Annotated in this window: 13 protein-coding genes; 6 read left to right on the top strand and 7 right to left on the bottom strand. The window is 51.8% G+C overall.

All coding sequences use genetic code 11. The features are described 5' to 3' along the window. Window positions 1–33: 33 nt before the first annotated feature. The 6 genes from asnB to wecB form a co-directional block, all read right to left on the bottom strand. Window positions 34–1,872: an asparagine synthase (glutamine-hydrolyzing) gene (gene asnB, locus K0F88_RS13375; RefSeq protein WP_219095344.1), complete on the bottom strand. Its 1,839-nt coding sequence runs from the start codon at window positions 1,870–1,872 to the stop codon at window positions 34–36. Between the two features lie 60 nt (window positions 1,873–1,932). Continuing rightward, window positions 1,933–3,504, bottom strand: coding sequence for an O-antigen ligase (locus tag K0F88_RS13370; protein ID WP_219095343.1), 1,572 nt, complete (start codon window positions 3,502–3,504; stop codon window positions 1,933–1,935). A 20-nt stretch (window positions 3,505–3,524) separates the two neighbouring features. Next, window positions 3,525–3,986: a serine O-acetyltransferase gene (locus K0F88_RS13365; protein WP_219095342.1), complete on the bottom strand. Its 462-nt coding sequence runs from the start codon at window positions 3,984–3,986 to the stop codon at window positions 3,525–3,527. 2 nt (window positions 3,987–3,988) lie between these two features. Next, the gene (locus K0F88_RS13360; protein WP_219095341.1) at window positions 3,989–5,233 is read right to left on the bottom strand and encodes a hypothetical protein; all 1,245 of its coding nucleotides are present in this window, start codon (window positions 5,231–5,233) and stop codon (window positions 3,989–3,991) included. Window positions 5,234–5,364: 131 nt separating this feature from the next. After that, window positions 5,365–6,630: a UDP-N-acetyl-D-mannosamine dehydrogenase gene (gene wecC / locus K0F88_RS13355; protein WP_219095340.1), complete on the bottom strand. Its 1,266-nt coding sequence runs from the start codon at window positions 6,628–6,630 to the stop codon at window positions 5,365–5,367. Window positions 6,631–6,639: 9 nt separating this feature from the next. Then, complete coding sequence (gene wecB, locus K0F88_RS13350; protein ID WP_219095339.1) at window positions 6,640–7,767, bottom strand: non-hydrolyzing UDP-N-acetylglucosamine 2-epimerase; 1,128 nt, start codon at window positions 7,765–7,767, stop codon at window positions 6,640–6,642. Window positions 7,768–9,325: 1,558 nt separating this feature from the next. On the opposite strand from wecB, the gene K0F88_RS13345 reads away from it, so the two are divergent. The 4 genes from K0F88_RS13345 (at window position 9,326) to fabF (ending at window position 14,068) form a co-directional block, all read left to right on the top strand. Then, window positions 9,326–11,320, top strand: coding sequence for a nucleoside-diphosphate sugar epimerase/dehydratase (locus K0F88_RS13345; RefSeq protein WP_219095408.1), 1,995 nt, complete (start codon window positions 9,326–9,328; stop codon window positions 11,318–11,320). Between the two features lie 112 nt (window positions 11,321–11,432). After that, the gene (locus K0F88_RS13340; protein ID WP_219095338.1) at window positions 11,433–11,768 is read left to right on the top strand and encodes a helix-hairpin-helix domain-containing protein; all 336 of its coding nucleotides are present in this window, start codon (window positions 11,433–11,435) and stop codon (window positions 11,766–11,768) included. 198 nt (window positions 11,769–11,966) lie between these two features. Next, on the top strand, window positions 11,967–12,761 hold the full coding sequence (locus tag K0F88_RS13335; protein WP_094468426.1) for an SDR family oxidoreductase: 795 nt from the start codon (window positions 11,967–11,969) through the stop codon (window positions 12,759–12,761). Between the two features lie 32 nt (window positions 12,762–12,793). Then, on the top strand, window positions 12,794–14,068 hold the full coding sequence (gene fabF, locus K0F88_RS13330) for a beta-ketoacyl-ACP synthase II (protein ID WP_094468425.1): 1,275 nt from the start codon (window positions 12,794–12,796) through the stop codon (window positions 14,066–14,068). On the opposite strand, the gene K0F88_RS13325 is transcribed toward fabF, so the two are convergent. After that, window positions 14,065–14,622 carry a TetR/AcrR family transcriptional regulator gene (locus tag K0F88_RS13325; protein ID WP_094468424.1) on the bottom strand — a complete coding sequence of 186 codons (558 nt, stop codon included), beginning with the start codon at window positions 14,620–14,622 and terminating at the stop codon, window positions 14,065–14,067. The two genes, fabF and K0F88_RS13325, sit on opposite strands and share 4 nt — an antisense overlap. A gap of 176 nt (window positions 14,623–14,798) precedes the next feature. Between K0F88_RS13325 and K0F88_RS13320 the strand changes: the two genes are divergently transcribed. Continuing rightward, a complete protein-coding gene (locus K0F88_RS13320) occupies window positions 14,799–15,452 on the top strand; it encodes a GntR family transcriptional regulator (protein WP_219095337.1) in 654 nt (217 codons plus the stop codon). A gap of 15 nt (window positions 15,453–15,467) precedes the next feature. Beyond that, complete coding sequence (locus K0F88_RS13315) at window positions 15,468–16,319, top strand: DUF1989 domain-containing protein (protein WP_094468422.1); 852 nt, start codon at window positions 15,468–15,470, stop codon at window positions 16,317–16,319. Window positions 16,320–16,343 lie beyond the last annotated feature (24 nt).

Below are 16,343 nucleotides of genomic sequence, written 5' to 3'. Positions count from 1 at the left end.
GTTTGACTGGCTTTTAGGGTGGTGCCAAAAAAATTAAACGAAATTCAGTTTCAACCAACGTTCAAAATACACCAGCTGCCAAAGTTTGTAGGTGTTGTTGATTGCACTGGAAAAATGATTTTCAACCAGTTTTTCTACTTCTTCGCGCTCAAGGTATTGGTAGATTCGCTCAAATTCAGAAAGCAACCGCTCTGAACCTATGCTATGAATTACACCATCCAGTGGAGGGTTAAATCCTGTTTTAGGACGGTTTACAAGTGAGTCAGGCAGCAGGCTTTTCAAAAGGTTTTTGAGCGGTGCTTTGGGAACACCATCTTTCAATAACTCAGCGCTTGTAGTGGCGAAGCCCTTGGCTACAACTCGCTCGTCCAGCAAGGGTACGCGCAGTTCTATGCTAGCCAACATGCTTGCTTTATCGGAGACGCAGAGGTTGTGGCTTAAAAAACCGGTCATGTCGAAATGTTGTGCGCACTTTACTTTATCGTTCACGTCGCCATCGTAATCAGCAAGCACGGAATCAAGACGTTGTTTATAGTTCTTTTCCAACCCTGAATAGTCAGGAAAAAATCCCTTCAATTCCTGTTTTGAGAAGTATCCCAACATTCTTGAGTACGCCAAAGGCCAGTAGCTTTCCTGAGCATACGAAACAAGCCGTTCAAATTTTTTGTCCAGTTGTTTTGGAAAAAGCTTCAGTTTGAGTAGGGAGCTAAGCAAAGGGTAGAGTAGACGAATCAGCTTGTGGTGCTTCAGGACTTTATAACGCGGGTATCCAGCAAACGCCTCATCGCCGCCCATTCCGCTGAGCATCACTGTATATCCGCTTTTCTTTGCTTCCGCGGACAATCGGTAAGTCGCCCAGAATGTATAGTCGGAAATCAGTTCTTCCGTGTTCGCCGCTACAAAATCGATCGATTCGAACACATTGGATTTCGAGTCAAGGATTTCAGTGATTTTAAGCTCTTTGCCCAAGTGTTTCGCGATGTCCGCAGAAAACTTAAGGTCGATCGCGGATTCTTCTGTCGATTCATATTTGGCAAAAAATAGATCCGCATCCCCGGTGTAATTAGCCAGGATGCTGGAGTCTGCCCCTCCACTGAAAAACACACCCACCGGAACGTCTGCCTCTAATTGGCGTGCGACAGCGGATTGCACACTTTTTGCGATGGAGTGGTCTGTCTTAAAGTTGCTGATGTTCTGGTAGCGCTTGGCCTCGCACTTACCCGTTGAAATGTCGAACTCCAAGTATGTGCCCGGCAGTACTTTTTTTATGGCTTTATAGCCGGTGTTGGGTTCATAGAGAAAGCCGTTGTTGAAGAATTCAAAAACGTCATTTTTGTCAATTTCGCTAACAACTTCAGAGTAGCTTTTCAATCCACGGATTTCTGAACAGGCATATAACCCGTTCTCGTTGGAAAAATAATAAACGGGCTTGATGCCGATAACATCGCGAACGAGGAAGAATTTCTGGTTGTTTTCATCAAGAATGACCAGGGAGAACATTCCTTCCAGAAGCTTGAAGGCTTGTTCTTTGTATTCAACGTAGAGCTTAAGAATGACCTCTGTATCTGAAGTACCGCTGAAGGTATAACCTTTCGCAATTAGTTGATCACGTAGTTCGTGATGGTTAAACACTTCACCATTGAATACGATGCTTACACCCTTGCCGGCGAACATAGGTTGGCTGCCGGCGGCGGAGAGGTCCAAGATACTTAGTCTGTTGTGACCGAGTCCAATCTCGTAGTCCGCGACACTCGTAAAGTAGGTGCCGGAAGCATCCGGCCCACGATGCTTCGTGACAGCCAAGCTTGTTTCTAACTGGCTCCTGATTACAGGGGCATTACCCTTGACACAAAAAAAACTTAGGCCGCACATTATACCGGTAGCTCCATAATTTTCTGATCGGCAGATTTATTGTTCGACGCTCCGTTCGGATTAGTCGACAGCGCTCCTAAATGCTTCTTTGTCTGGCATTTTTCGAGAAGCGTGTTCGCGAGAGAGATTTCGCGCAAAAATAACTCCCCAAACAGTAGCGAGTAGCAGGTTGAATGTAATCAACCGGAAGACGGCAAAAAACAAGCCATATATTGCCATTGTCAACACGACAGCGCGAATGATTGTCCAATGTTCCGATTCGGATTTTAGAGATGTGATCCGGATGAGGATCGGTCCTAATAGGATTAAAGAGTAAGTCAGTATGCCCAGTATGCCGCCAACCATTAATATGTAAAGAGGCCAGTTGTGAATGTAAGCGACGAACTGAGTAAAGGAAGTGCCATTTGATGTTTCCCAGCGCATTTCGTGTTTTGTGCCAAGACCATTACCCAGTCCAGGGTGTGAGGTGAACAGGTCCCACGCGATTTTATATTCTTCAACACGAGAGGACACATTGAAGTCGGCACTTTCCTTGGGCGTGAGCGGAGGTTCCAATAGTTCAGTATTTTGTACAACAGTTCTCTCGGGAGCGGGCTTCCAATTAACGATTGTCTCTATCCCGGACTCAATCAATAAGCTCATTCTCCCGAACCAGATTTGTTGCATGCCTGTCGAAAAAATAAACATCAATCCGACTAGACCTAAAGTAGTTATGCTAATCAATAATTTTTTGCGTAGCATTTTGCGAAACAAAAATACTAAGCTTGAAAATAGAAAGATAACTAACAGGGCGCTTAAGAGCATGCTTCTTGTAAAGGTTATCAGGGTCGCCGTCATGCACAGCAGCGACATCGTTGCTCCTATGCCCGTAATATATTTGTTGCGAGTTAAAACGCATGTTACAAACCCGGCTACCATTCCGACAGGCAGCAGGCTATCTGTCGCCTGTGCCAACACCATTGTGATTCTGTCGCGCATTGGACCAATAGCGTTCACGTTGTTCATGGCTGCTTCTTTAGTAAGCTTGATAGCTTCACTGTCGCCCGGAACAATCCAGTAAGGGCGCCAAATGCCTTGGTAGAAGTAGTAGAAAACAATATACCCCGCTGTTAGAAAGATAAGCGTTGCGAAGGATCCGCCTATCCAGCGAATTTTGCTTTCGTCGTCACCGATCAGTACGCAAACCGGAAGCAACGCATAAATAAACAGAAAGGGGATGGTGCCTCGAAGCCAGTCTGACAGGGGGACATGATTGTTCATGGCTACCACGAGGTTTATACCAAGTATCCCTAAACCAATAATTACGGGGGCGGCAAAAAGTTTTAATGCTGCAATGGCGCCGAAGGAACGCAGCAGCTTTATCAGTGAGGCAACGAATACAACAGTCAGAAGGATTGCAAATGCCAGTTCTTGAAACCCTATTGAAGGTGGTGCTGGACGCATGGCAAATGCAAGCGGGAAAAGTGCTAATAAGCCCAGCCATGGTGATATCAGGGCCATCAGTATGAGTAGAGCTGCTCCCAGCATCCCCGTATAGAATAAAGCGCCGGGATCTTGCATGAGCAAAATGGAGATGACGGCCCCGGCTGCAATCGCAAAACTATTGTTTTTAGAATAAGCGTTGCTCAACATTTTTTTCTCCCTCCGCCTCATTAGGGACGAATAGCTTTATAGTCTGTAGGAGTTTGTCCAACAATTCTAGCTGGGATGCCGACCACGATTGAGTTGTCTGGAATGTCTTTCAGGACGACAGCTGAAGCACCAATCTGACAGTTGTTGCCTATTCGAATATCACCAATGATCCTGGCACCTGCGCCGATGTAGCAGTTATCCCCTATCACTGGACATTTGTTGATTTCACTGGAGGCGAAGCCTTCAGAGGCTCCAATTGTAATTCCTTGACCTATCACACAGCCGCGCCCGATTTTAGCGTTCGCATGAAGTACAACGCCTATTGCACCGTAGGCAAAAATTGATCCCTTTCCTATGTTTGCAGACACAGGAATGTATGAATTAAATAAAACAAAAATAAAATTTCGGATCAATGTCGGTATGACGGGGACTTTACGTTCATAGAACCAGTTTCCGATGCGATAAAGTTTTACTGCATTCATTGTCAAAACCTCAAAGTGCGAAAATCTGCCGGACGAAGCCGGAGTGTCCAAACGGCTATGATCAACAGCGAGCACATGTAGAGCACCCCCCAGATCATATTGATATTTTTCAGGGCGATTGCCAGTGGTGACAGTATCGAGACCCAAAAGATGATGGGTAGGCGGATGCCTGGTCGACACAGAAGATGTAACGTCATTAAATAGGCAGAGAATCCGATTGCATAAAACAGTTCAGCATCTTTTAGTCCCCTCACGAAAAGTAGCATCCCGGCTGCGGCGAGGACACCTACGGTAATGTTTGCGATTATTACCTTGCGCTGAAGTCCGGAAGCTACGAGATACCTTTCTGTGACGACAGCCCAATACAAGACTGGGAGGCACGGAAGCAAAGCCAGGTAACCAGAGTATTGGGGCAGTAGCCACCCCATTGCATAACCCGACAAGCCAACAAGAGCGAAATACAACAGTGCTACTGACATGATGATTCGATATTGCTCTTGGCGTTGTCCACCTGAGATGAAAGCAACGAAGACAGCTCTTACGTTTATCGGGAACAGGCTGGTAGCTGACTGAATAATCGATACGATCACCCGAAAGAGGCCAAGTTCGCCTACCGGAAGGCTCCGGGATAAAATAAAAGGCAGGATGTTGGTGAAAAGATTAAAGACCAGTGTGATCGAAACCATCCGAGGTAGTAAAACTATTACTTGTCGGAAGGTCGACAGCAACTGTTTGCCTATCGGAAGCTTGGCGCCATGGGTGAAGAGTACTCCCAAGGCAAACAAGCACGGGATCAAGTTTGTCAGGAACAAAATGTCTACAATGCTGAGAGACCATATTTTTTGATAGCCAATGAACAAAGAGACAGAGAAGACAACCAAGAAAATAATGAGATAGGCGACAATCCAGCGATGAAGGCGTAAACCAAAAAGCGACAACAAACACGCTGAGCTGAGCAGCATTACGCTTAGTAATAGCGGGTTGCCAAGATCGACGATCAGGCTGAATCCGCTGAACAGCAAGAAAATCAAACTTGCCATAAACAAAGATGTGACAAGGATGTGCTCCGGCTTGACGCTAGCCAGAAGTTGTTCGTTGATAATGTCTAGAAGCTTCTGAAATAAAAAAACCAGCACGTTGACTTTGATGAACTCTCCGTAAGCGTCAAGTCCATACAGACCAGGAATAACAAAATTTACAACCAGGCCGCTTATCAGTGTCAGCGCCTGAATCAATAGATTGACCATGCTACAACCTCTTTAACCCCATCATGACTAATTCGAGCGCATGATCATCTAAAATTACAATCGTCATCTTTATGGGACACGAAATCAGATTATCCTTTGCCTGATTTCGTGTCTGATATTGGGCCGTAGTGTCAGGTCCAAATTCCACGGGTATCAATTACTTTAAGACTGGATACGCGATTTTTCGGGATGGCTTTAAACAGGCTGTGGTCCACCAGGAGGAGGATGATATCCGCAGTAGAAAGCGCGTTATCGATTTCGCTCAGAGTCACTTTTCCTTCCAAGTTGGCAGGTAGGTGCTCAATATTGGGCTCGACCGCGAGAATAGTACCTGGATGAGACTCGGCAATTTTTAAGGTGATCGCCAAGGATGGGCTCTCACGCAGGTCATCGATGTCTGGCTTAAACGCCAGACCGAAGCAAGCGATGGTCACATCTTTGGAGGTTTTAGACGGATTCTCTTGGAGATGTGCGCCCATCGCGAGTTTGACTTGGTCCAGAACCCATTGCGGCTTGCTGTCATTCACCTCTCGTGCGACACGAATCAATCGTGCTTCATCGGGTGTTTTGCTCACGATGAACCAAGGGTCGACGGCAATGCAGTGGCCGCCAACGCCAGGGCCTGGCTGCAGAATGTTGACTCGTGGGTGGTGATTGGCAAGGCGAATCAACTCCCACACATTAATGTCGAGCTTGTCGCAAATGATGGACAGCTCGTTCGCGAACGCGATATTTACATCGCGAAAGCTGTTCTCGGTAAGTTTGCACATTTCGGCAGTACGCGCATCGGTGATGATGCACTCGCCTTCTACAAAGGTCTTGTAGAGTTGCATGGCGGCAGCCGAACACTTGGCAGTCAAACCGCCAATGATGCGGTCATTTTCAATGAGCTCACGCAGCACATGGCCAGGCAAAACGCGCTCAGGGCAATGAGCAATGCGAATGTCGGAGTCTTCGCCATGAGTTTGCGGAAAGCTAAGGTCGGGACGGGCTTCAGCCAGCCAGGCAGACATTTGCTCTGTTGCACCTACCGGTGAGGTCGACTCAAGTATGACCAGATCGCCTTTTTTCAGGACGGGAGCAATGGATTTGCTGGCGGACTGAATATAAGAAAGATCTGGTTCATGATCGCCCTTGAAAGGGGTGGGTACTGCAATCAGGAATGCATCAGCTGGTTCCGCTGTGGTGGTAGCGCGCAGGTATCCCTCAGTGACGGCTGCACGAACAACGATATCCAGATCGGGCTCGATGATGTGAATTTCACCGCGGTTAATGGTAGCAACCGCATGCGGGTTTACATCAACGCCGATGACTTTCTTTTTACGCGCTGCGAAAACAGCAGCGGTTGGCAGCCCAATGTAGCCAAGACCGACCACGGAAATAGTTTCAAAGCTCATGAGTTAGCCTTATTCGATGTGGGAAAGAGTTTCAAGAATGCGAGCGCAAGCCTTCCCGTCACCGTAGGGATTATGAGCATAGCTCATCTGGGTATACGCATCAGAGTTGGTCAGCAAGCGACTTAAGTTACTTGTAATGACGTCTATTTCGGTGCCGACCAATTTTACGGTACCGGCCGTTACGGCCTCTGGTCGCTCAGTGGTATCACGCATCACCAGCACCGGCTTGCCCAAGGACGGGGCTTCTTCCTGTATGCCACCGGAATCGCTGAGGATCACATAAGAGCGGTCCATCAGGTACACAAATGGCAAATAATCCAGAGGTTCAATCAGATGGATATTTTTGATACCTGCCAGAAGTCTGTTGACTGGTTCGCGCACATTTGGATTCAGGTGCACAGGGTAAACGATCTCTACATCGGGAAATTCTTTCGCTGTATTCACCAGCGCCTGGCAAATTTTTTCAAAGCCATCGCCGAAACTTTCACGCCGATGACCTGTGACGAGGATTACCCGCTTGCCTTCGCCAATGAACGAAAATTGTTGATGGAATTCGTTCTGCAGATCTGAACTGTTGTTGATTCTGGCGACAACGTCCAGCAGAGCATCAATGACAGTGTTGCCTGTGACATGGATGGAACCGGGCTCCACTCCTTCCCTTAGCAAGTTCTGTCGGGAGGTATCCGTCGGGGCGAAATGCAGGGTCGCCAAAGCACCGGTCAATTTCCGGTTAGCTTCTTCCGGCCACGGCGAGTAGAGATTGCCAGTACGCAAGCCTGCCTCAACATGTGCCACCGGAATCTGTTGATAGTAGGCTGCCAGCGTAACGGCGAAGGTCGTTGCCGTGTCGCCGTGTACCAGAACGATGTCGGGCTTGAATTCCGCGAATACGCCTTTCATTCCTTGCAGGATTGCCGTGGTGACGTCAGTCAAGTCCTGGCCGGGCTTCATGATATTCAGGTCGAAGTCAGGTTCGATTTCGAACAGATTCAGCACTTGATCCAGCATCTGGCGATGCTGACCCGTCACACACACCTTGGCGTCGAAGCGTTCGTCGGCTGCGAGACTCAGCGCCAACGGGGCCATCTTAATTGCTTCGGGGCGTGTGCCGAACACACATAAGGTTTTCAAAGTCATAGCTACACCGCTATTGAAAATAGATAAATTTTATTACGTGCACTGGCAGTCACGCTAGTGGAAAAGGTTGAGTCCGGTCATTCACTGAGCTTTTCTTTTTCCGTAGAGCCCCATGACTATTCACCTCAAACAGGACGTCGAGTTGTCCTGGTTTGAAATAAGGTTGCATTAGATATTTTGATCTTCCGTTCATATCGGGGCTCAGGGACGTCAGTGGGTTGCCGATACTCAAAAATTGACTTTTGTTAATCCATATTTTCCCTGATGCATTCCATTTGTCGGATTTTTTTACTCAGTGGCTGGATGCCATTCATGGCGCCAACGTTCGTTTTTTCATCGCGCCTGGCTCATGCGATAAAGAGCAATGTTTATTGTTCGTTGTGAACCATTTTCTAAAGTCAGCCTTAAATGCGGGCGCTGGATAATGATTTTTTTGAAGAGCGAACAAAGGTGGTCAAGGCCTCGCGATGCCGGATGAATAGTTGGACCGTCCGCGAATGTCGAGGGTATCGGCCGTAGGCTCTTGCAGATTGCCTTTGATTATCCTCGACTGAGCCTGCCTGTAGGCGGCCCGACCCGGATCGCGGAATTGCTCGCGGTAGGCCTGTGGTGCTTCGCTGGTACATTCGACCATGTCGAAAGATATCATTGTCATCAGGGGGCAACCGCTCGGTTCGTGTAAGCCGGGTATTTCATTGCAAATAGGCATTCCTTCAGAGCGTCCTGACGCCGCTGTACTTTTACTGGAGGGGGCAGTGCGCTTGAAGAATGCGGCACGGATTATAGCCTTCTTTGCCCGGCGCTTTCCAAGGTTGTAGCATCTTGGGAGTGCGCTCCGCATTTTTGGTTCTGATTGGCGGCCAGCCTGGATGTCTCAGCCATTCCGGAGAGAGTAATCATCCTTGCCATAAGCAATGAACGCGCGGTTTGGGTGTTTGCCGTTGCTGTCGGGATTGATCGGATGGTGCTCGTGCGGGTGCCTTGGACAGGTCACGAGGCATCTGATGTCGATCAACATTGTTGGCGCATGCCGACGACATACTCGTCAACAGTCCTGGCGGTGGATTCGAATCCTTTTTCCTGTTGTCCCTGCGTATGGCTGCATTGATTTTCAGGGCAGCAGGGGATTTCAAGGGATTTTTGGTAGAACCTAGGTATCATGAGCCTGCCTTTCAGGGGGTGATGAACCTGTCCTCGGGCTCGCCGGGTCGAAGTGTGTCAGAGCGGCGTGATTCAATTGCAGGAAAAACGTCCTTGGCTGTTTTTTGTGGTTGATCCTCGCAAGAGAAGTTCAGGTGTCTGGTCTTGCTCACGCATCGTCTTTTCACGGGAGGAGTTGATCAGCATAAGCTCACCTTCGCCAAAGGTTTCACGTTGAGGTGCAACGATTTACTGGTTCGGCGGTTGTTTTCAGTGATTTCCTTGAGAGGATCATGCAGGGAAGGCCAGGAAAGGTTCTGGAAAACACTTCAGTGCAAGTCGGGCAGTTTTATTCTAGGGTCTAAAGCTAATAGTTTGTTTTTGGTGTCAGGAGCTTGAAGAGGTGTTCGATAAGGTTATGGATAGAATAAGATCATTTTTGGTGCGCCTCCCTCGCCGACGTAAGCGAGTCCTGCAGGTAGTGGCTGACATAATTTTGGTCTGGGTTTCCCTGTGGATGGCTTTCATTGTTCGTCTTGGAATAGACGACCTGAACAATCCCATTCAACAGCACCTCTGGTTGTTTCTCAGTGCTCCTGTTGTAGCTATCCCACTTTTCATCCGTTTTGGGATGTATCGTGCCGTGATGCGTTATGTCGGTAATGATGCACTCATCGCGATAAGTAAGGCTGTCAGTCTCTCTTCTCTTATTCTCGGTATTTGGGTCTACTGGTACAGTAACCATCAAACGATAGTGCCCCGATCAATTATTTTCAATTATTGGTGGCTAAGTCTGGTCATGATCGGTGGTCTGCGTTTGGCAATGCGCCAGTATTTTTCAGGTGATTGGTTTGTAGCCGCCCAGCATGTTCCTTTTGCCAATCTTGATGATGGTTTGCCAAGGGTGGCGGTGTATGGTGCAGGCGCTGCGGGCAATCAACTCGTGGCTGCCTTACGAATGGGCAGGGTCATGCGCCCGGTAGCGTTTATCGATGATGACAGTGCCATCGCGAGTCGTGTCATCGCGGGGTTGCAGGTTTTCAAGCCCAAACATATCCAGCAAATGATTGACACCACCGGCGCTCAGGAAATTCTTCTCGCTATTCCTTCTGCAAATCGTGGGCGTCGTCGGGAGATTCTCGGCTTTCTCGAGCGCTTTCCCCTGCACGTACGCAGCGTGCCTGGTTTTATGGATCTGGCTAGTGGTCGAGTCAAAGTCGATGATATTCAAGAGGTAGACATTGCAGACCTATTGGGGCGTGATGCCGTGCCGGCTCAAGAGGACTTGCTTGAACATTGCATTACCCATCAATCGGTTATGGTCACCGGTGCAGGTGGATCAATTGGTTCGGAGCTATGTCGTCAAATAGTGGAACTCAGACCTAAGACGTTGCTGTTATTCGAGCACAGTGAATTCAATCTTTACAGCATTTTGTCTGAGCTTGAACAGCGCATCGCGCGTGAGTCGTTATCCGTAAAGTTGCTGCCAATTTTGGGTTCTGTCCGAAATGAAGACAAGTTACTGGATGTCATGAAGACTTGGCATGTCGACACGGTCTACCATGCCGCGGCGTATAAGCATGTCCCCATGGTTGAACACAATATTGCCGAAGGCGTGTTGAACAATGTCATTGGTACATTGAATACCGCTCAAGCGGCGCTGCAGGCCGGCGTTTCGAACTTTGTTCTCATCTCCACCGACAAGGCGGTGCGCCCTACCAATGTAATGGGCAGTACTAAACGGCTTGCCGAGCTGACGCTCCAGGCGCTTAGTCGCGAGAAGGCTCCGGTGTTATTCAACGATCAGGCATGTGTGTCCCGAGTCAACAAGACTCGCTTTACGATGGTCAGGTTCGGGAACGTGCTGGGCTCGTCAGGTTCCGTGATTCCGCTTTTTCATAAGCAGATCAAGGCTGGTGGTCCGTTGACAGTTACGCACCCCAAGATCACACGTTATTTCATGACCATCCCGGAAGCCGCACAACTGGTCATCCAGGCAGGATCCATGGGGCAGGGCGGCGATGTTTTCGTGCTCGACATGGGCGAGCCGGTGAAAATTATCGAGTTGGCCGAGAAGATGATCCATCTTTCTGGACTTAGCGTCCGCTCGGACAAAAATGTTCACGGTGATATCTCCATTGAATTTACCGGGCTGCGTCCAGGCGAGAAGCTTTACGAAGAATTGCTAATTGGGGATAACGTTTCCGCGACTCCACACCCGATGATCATGACTGCGAATGAGGACTACCTGGCATGGGATGTTCTCAAGGGACGGTTGGTTGAGTTGCTGGCCGCTGTCGAACAGGATGATTACGCGAGAGTTCGTCAATTGCTGCGCGAAACCGTCAGCGGCTACACCCCCGACGGCGAGATCGTCGACTGGATCTACCAGCAACGCCGCCTCGAACCCTGATTGTTTCACATCCTGCAACAGACACACTTTTGACAGCTCCACCACATCGCCTAAGTTTGGAGAGCAGCTTCGGAAAAGCTGCTTTCTCAATCGATGTCATGGAGCTTCATTTATGCGTACTGGCTATTTCTACTCTCTAGTTTTCGCCCTGCTGACCAGCGCCTCTATCGCTGCAATCGCCGCGCCTGCGGCAAAGCCTGAGGTTGGCAGCGCACCCTTGGTGCTGGAAGTTTCGCCCAAGGCTCAGTCTGGAAAAGTCGATCTCAATGGAGCTGATGCACCGACGCTGCAGCGTGAGCTGTCCGGTATCGGTGAGGCGAAAGCCAAGGCGATTGTTGCCTATCGTGACAGTAATGGGCCGTTTTCGTCCGTAGACGAGCTGCTGGAAGTGAAGGGGATAGGCAAGGCGATCCTGGATAAGAACCGCGAGAAGCTGGAAGTGAACTAAGCTTTTAGATCAACGCCCAAGAGGCCGGTCATTGACCGGCCTTTTTGCATTTTGGTCTTGATGATGTGTCGTCCCTTTCATAGGGATATGAAAAATTACGGCTATCATATTGCCTTTAAATTATGCCTATAATAATTCCTGTAACCGCTGAAGCGCTCAGGCGTTCATCTTCCTACGTATCCTCCCAGGAGCACGCTCATGAATTCTGTCCAGACCCAAGGAACCGCCCTTGTCACCGGAGCCTCCTCCGGAATTGGCGCCATTTACGCCGAGCGATTGGCTGCGCGTGGTTTTGATTTGTTGCTGGTCGCTCGCGACGAGGAGCGATTGCAGGCAGCGGCGAGCAAGTTGCGCGCCGAACATGGTGTCCAGGTCGAAGTACTCAAGGCAGACCTCACTCAAAAAGATGACGTTCTGAAAATTGAACAGCGTCTACGCAGCGACTCGAGTATCAGCTTGCTGCTGAACAATGCCGGGGTCGCAGCGGATGGTCTGTTGGCGAATTCCGACATGGAGCAACTGGAAAAGTTAATCCAGCTCAACGTCACCACCGTCACACGCCTGGCATCGGCAGCCGCCGCCAGCTTTGCAAAGGCTGGCCGTGGCACGATCATCAATATCGCCTCGGTGGTGGCGTTGTTTCCTGAGCGATTCAATGCGACTTACAGCGCAAGCAAGGCTTATGTGTTAAGTCTGACCCAGTCGTTGAACGCGGAACTGGACGGTACCGGGATCAAGGTCCAGGCCGTGTTGCCAGGCGTAACACGCACCGAAATCTGGGAGCGCTCCGGTATCGACGCTACTCAGATTCCCGCAGACATGGTGATGGAAGCCGGCGAGATGGTCGATGCGGCATTGTCCGGACTGGACCAGGGTGAGCTGATCACCATTCCATCGCTACCAAACGCCTCCGAGTGGGACGACTTTGTAAAAGCCCGTCTGGTCATGGCGCCGAATCTTTCCAAAAGTACGGCCGCCACGCGTTACAAGTGAGGCGCCTTCAATCGGCTTGAGGTAATTGCGGTATGAGTGATCGTCGAGTGGTTGTAACGGGCATGGGCCTGGTGTCCCCGCTGGGTAGCGGTGTTGAGGTGGTTTGGGAGCGTCTGTTGGCCGGACGCTCCGGGCTGCGTAACTTGCCTGACGACGTGGTCGCCGATCTGCCGGCCAAGGTCGGTGGCGCAGTGCTCAGCGTGGCGGAAGATCCCGAGGCGGGTTTCGACCCGGATCGGGCGACGCCGCCCAAAGAGCAGAAAAAAATGGACCGTTTCATCATGTTTGCCATGGAGGCCGCGCGCCAGGCGTTGGAGCAGGCCGGTTGGCAAGCGCAAGACGCTAACGCTCAGGAGCGCACCGCGACGATTATCGGCTCGGGCGTCGGAGGTTTCGGCGCGATTGCCGATGCGGTCCGCACCACGGATACCCGCGGTCCGCGGCGTTTGTCGCCCTTCACCATTCCTTCCTTTCTGGTCAACCTCGCGGCCGGTCATGTGTCGATCCAGCATGGTTTCAAAGGCCCGCTGGGTGCTCCGGTGACAGCGTGTGCGGCCGGAGTCCAGGCGATCGGCGATGCGGCGCGGCTGATTCGTTGTGGCGAGGCGGATATTGCCGTGTGCGGTGGTGCGGAGGCAGCGATCGATCGGGTCAGCCTCGCCGGGTTCGCGGCAGCGCGTGCCTTGTCCAGCGGTTACAACGACACCCCGGAGCGTGCCTCTCGGCCATTCGACAGTGGTCGTGATGGTTTCGTGATGGGGGAGGGTTCTGGCCTGTTGGTGATCGAGTCGCTGGAGCATGCGCTTGCCCGTGGCGCTCAACCCTTGGCCGAACTGGTCGGTTATGGCACCAGTGCCGATGCCTATCACCTGACTGCCGGCCCTGAAGATGGCAGCGGTGCACGTCGGGCGATGTCACTGGCCCTGGCCCAAGCAGGCATTTCTGCCGCACAGGTGCAGCATCTCAACGCTCACGCCACCTCGACACCGGTTGGGGACCTTGGAGAATTGGCGGCCATCAAGTCATTGTTCGGTTCGGACAATAAGATTGCGGTGACGTCGACCAAGTCCGCCACCGGGCATTTGCTGGGGGCGGCGGGCGGGATTGAGGCAATCTTCACGCTGTTGGCGATCCGCGATCAAGTCGTGCCGCCCACCCTCAATTTTGAAAACCCGGACCCGGCGGCGCAAGGTGTGGACATCGTCCACGGTCAGGCGCGGCCGATGGCTATCGAGTACGCACTGTCCAATGGCTTCGGGTTTGGCGGGGTCAATGCCAGCGTGCTGTTCAAACGCTGGCAGGATTAATCCCGGGGCTGTTTGAGAAATTCGCGTGTCACGTCGAGAATCCGCTGGGCCATCTCCGGGTTCTCGACACTGCGCGACAGCAATAACGCCCCGACCAGGGCAGACATAATAAAGATGCTGCGGTCGGCGGCATCTTCGCCTTCAAGCGTGCCTTGCACTTGTTCGAGCCTCGAATTGAGCACCACGTCAGAGGTCGGACTGGGTTGTCCGCGCAAGCCAAGCTCCGAGGACATGGTCGGCAGCGGGCAACCCTCATCGGGTGAAGTCTGGTGCCATTCGGACAGATAGGTGTCGATGAACGCTTCCAGCGGGTGCTCCTGCGCGAACAGCTCGGCGCAGATGGCGTCGCATTGTTCGCCGGCGGCCTGCAGGGCCTTTTCCACCAGTTCGTCCTTGGACTTGAAATGCGAGTAGAACCCGCCGTGGGTCAGCCCCAACGCTTTCATCAGGGGTTGCAGGCCGGTCGCGCCAATACCGTCGCGGCGAAATCGCGCCGATGCTTCCTTGATGATGCGTTGATGGGTCTGGGCTTTGTGGTCCTGCGAGTAACGCATCTGAAATCTCCGCAACAATGCGCCATCTTAACCAATGAAAATGGGATGGTGACTGTACTTCTACTTCTAAAAAGCATGCAGATGCGTCCAACTTCGTCCTGCCGCATCGATTCAGCTGGCACGAATAGTGATTACTTGTCAGTTGACGATTGTTGAACAATCACGAGGCGATGAGCATGAACAGTGGACTGTCCCTGGCCGATCACATCACATTGGAGTTGCGCGCAGACATCATTGGCGGTCGCCTGCTGCCTGGCATGGCGCTGGTGGAAAACGATTTGGTGTCTGCCTACAACGCCTCCCGCAACACCATTCGTGAAGCGCTGCATCGCCTGGCTCAGGATGGTCTGACCCGTTACGTGCGCAACAAGGGCGTGATGGTGCGCAGGCTGGGCCAGGATGATGTTCGGGATCTGTTCAAGGTTCGGCGTACCCTGGAACTACAAGCCATCAGCATGAGCCAGCCGCTGCGCGACGAGCAGTCCGACCGGATGCTCGAGGCGCTGGAGGCCACCGAGCTGGCCCGGGAACGTGAGGATTGGCGCGCCGTCGGCACCCACAGCCTGGCGTTTCATCAACACATCGTCGGGCTACTGCGAAGTCCATTGTTCGATGAGTTTTTCACCAACGTTGTTGCACAACTGCGCCTGGCGTTCTGCACCGCGCCCGATGAATCACGTTTTCAGGCGCCCTGGCTGGCTCGCGACCGGCAGATTCATGACTTCCTCGCCGAGGGCGACAAGCGCGCCGCCACGGACGCCATGAGCGCTTATCTCGATGACTCACAACACCTTCTGTTGCAAATGCTTGCCTCAACCCCCCATCACTGATCGAGGATTTGTGCCATGTACAAAGACTATCCGGCAGCCTATCAAGTCAGCAAAGGCTCGGCCTTGCAGGTGGACAAAGCCTTCTACGAACGGATCCGCGACACGAAGGACGGCCGCACGCTGATCGAGCAGTTCGAAGTGCCGATCCGTACCGGTCGGGCCTGGAATGTACCGGCCGGGCACGTGTTTCGCGTGACCACGCCGGTCGGCCCGCAAGTCGGCGACTTCAATGTCTGGAACGCCAACGATCCGCGCGAGCGTTTGTGGGCGGCGCGGACCCGGCAACTGCAGGGCGCCCACGTCAGCACCCATGACCGGCTCTGGTCGAACCTGCCTTTTTTACGGCCGCTGGTGACCATCACCGACGACAGCCTGGCCGGTTACGGCATCGACGAACATGGCGGTCGCTTGCACGATTTACTGGGTACTCGCTGCGATCCCTATGTAAACAAAATGCTCACTGGCGAGGATTTCCATCATCACTGCCACTCCAACTTGACGCGCGCCGTGTTGCCCCACGGCCTGACCGAGTTCGATGTGCATGACGTGCTGAACATTTTCCAGTGCACGGGCCTGAACCACGACGACATGTACTTCATGAAGGCCTGTCCGGCGCAGAAGGGCGATTACCTGGAGTTCTTTGCCGAGATCGATCTGCTGTGTGCGCTGTCGACCTGTCCGGGAGGGGACCTGTCGCTGGCCATGTGGGGGCCGGATGCACAGGATCCGCTGAGCGTCTGTCGCCCATTGGGCGTGGAGATTTATCGGTTGGAGGATTCATTGCTCGAGGGCTGGAGCCAGCCTGAGCGTGCTGCGTATAAGGGGCTGCATGGCTTGCACATTGCCAAAGCCGACTGGGAAAAGTAGGAACGCAAAACCCTGTCACTCGAT

The sequence above is a fragment of the Pseudomonas sp. UMAB-40 genome (assembly GCF_900095275.1).
Classification (GTDB): Bacteria; Pseudomonadota; Gammaproteobacteria; order Pseudomonadales; family Pseudomonadaceae; genus Aquipseudomonas; species Aquipseudomonas mandelii_B.
The sequence above is the reverse complement of the archived record's forward strand: the minus strand, read 5'-3'. Positions and strand labels throughout refer to the sequence as shown.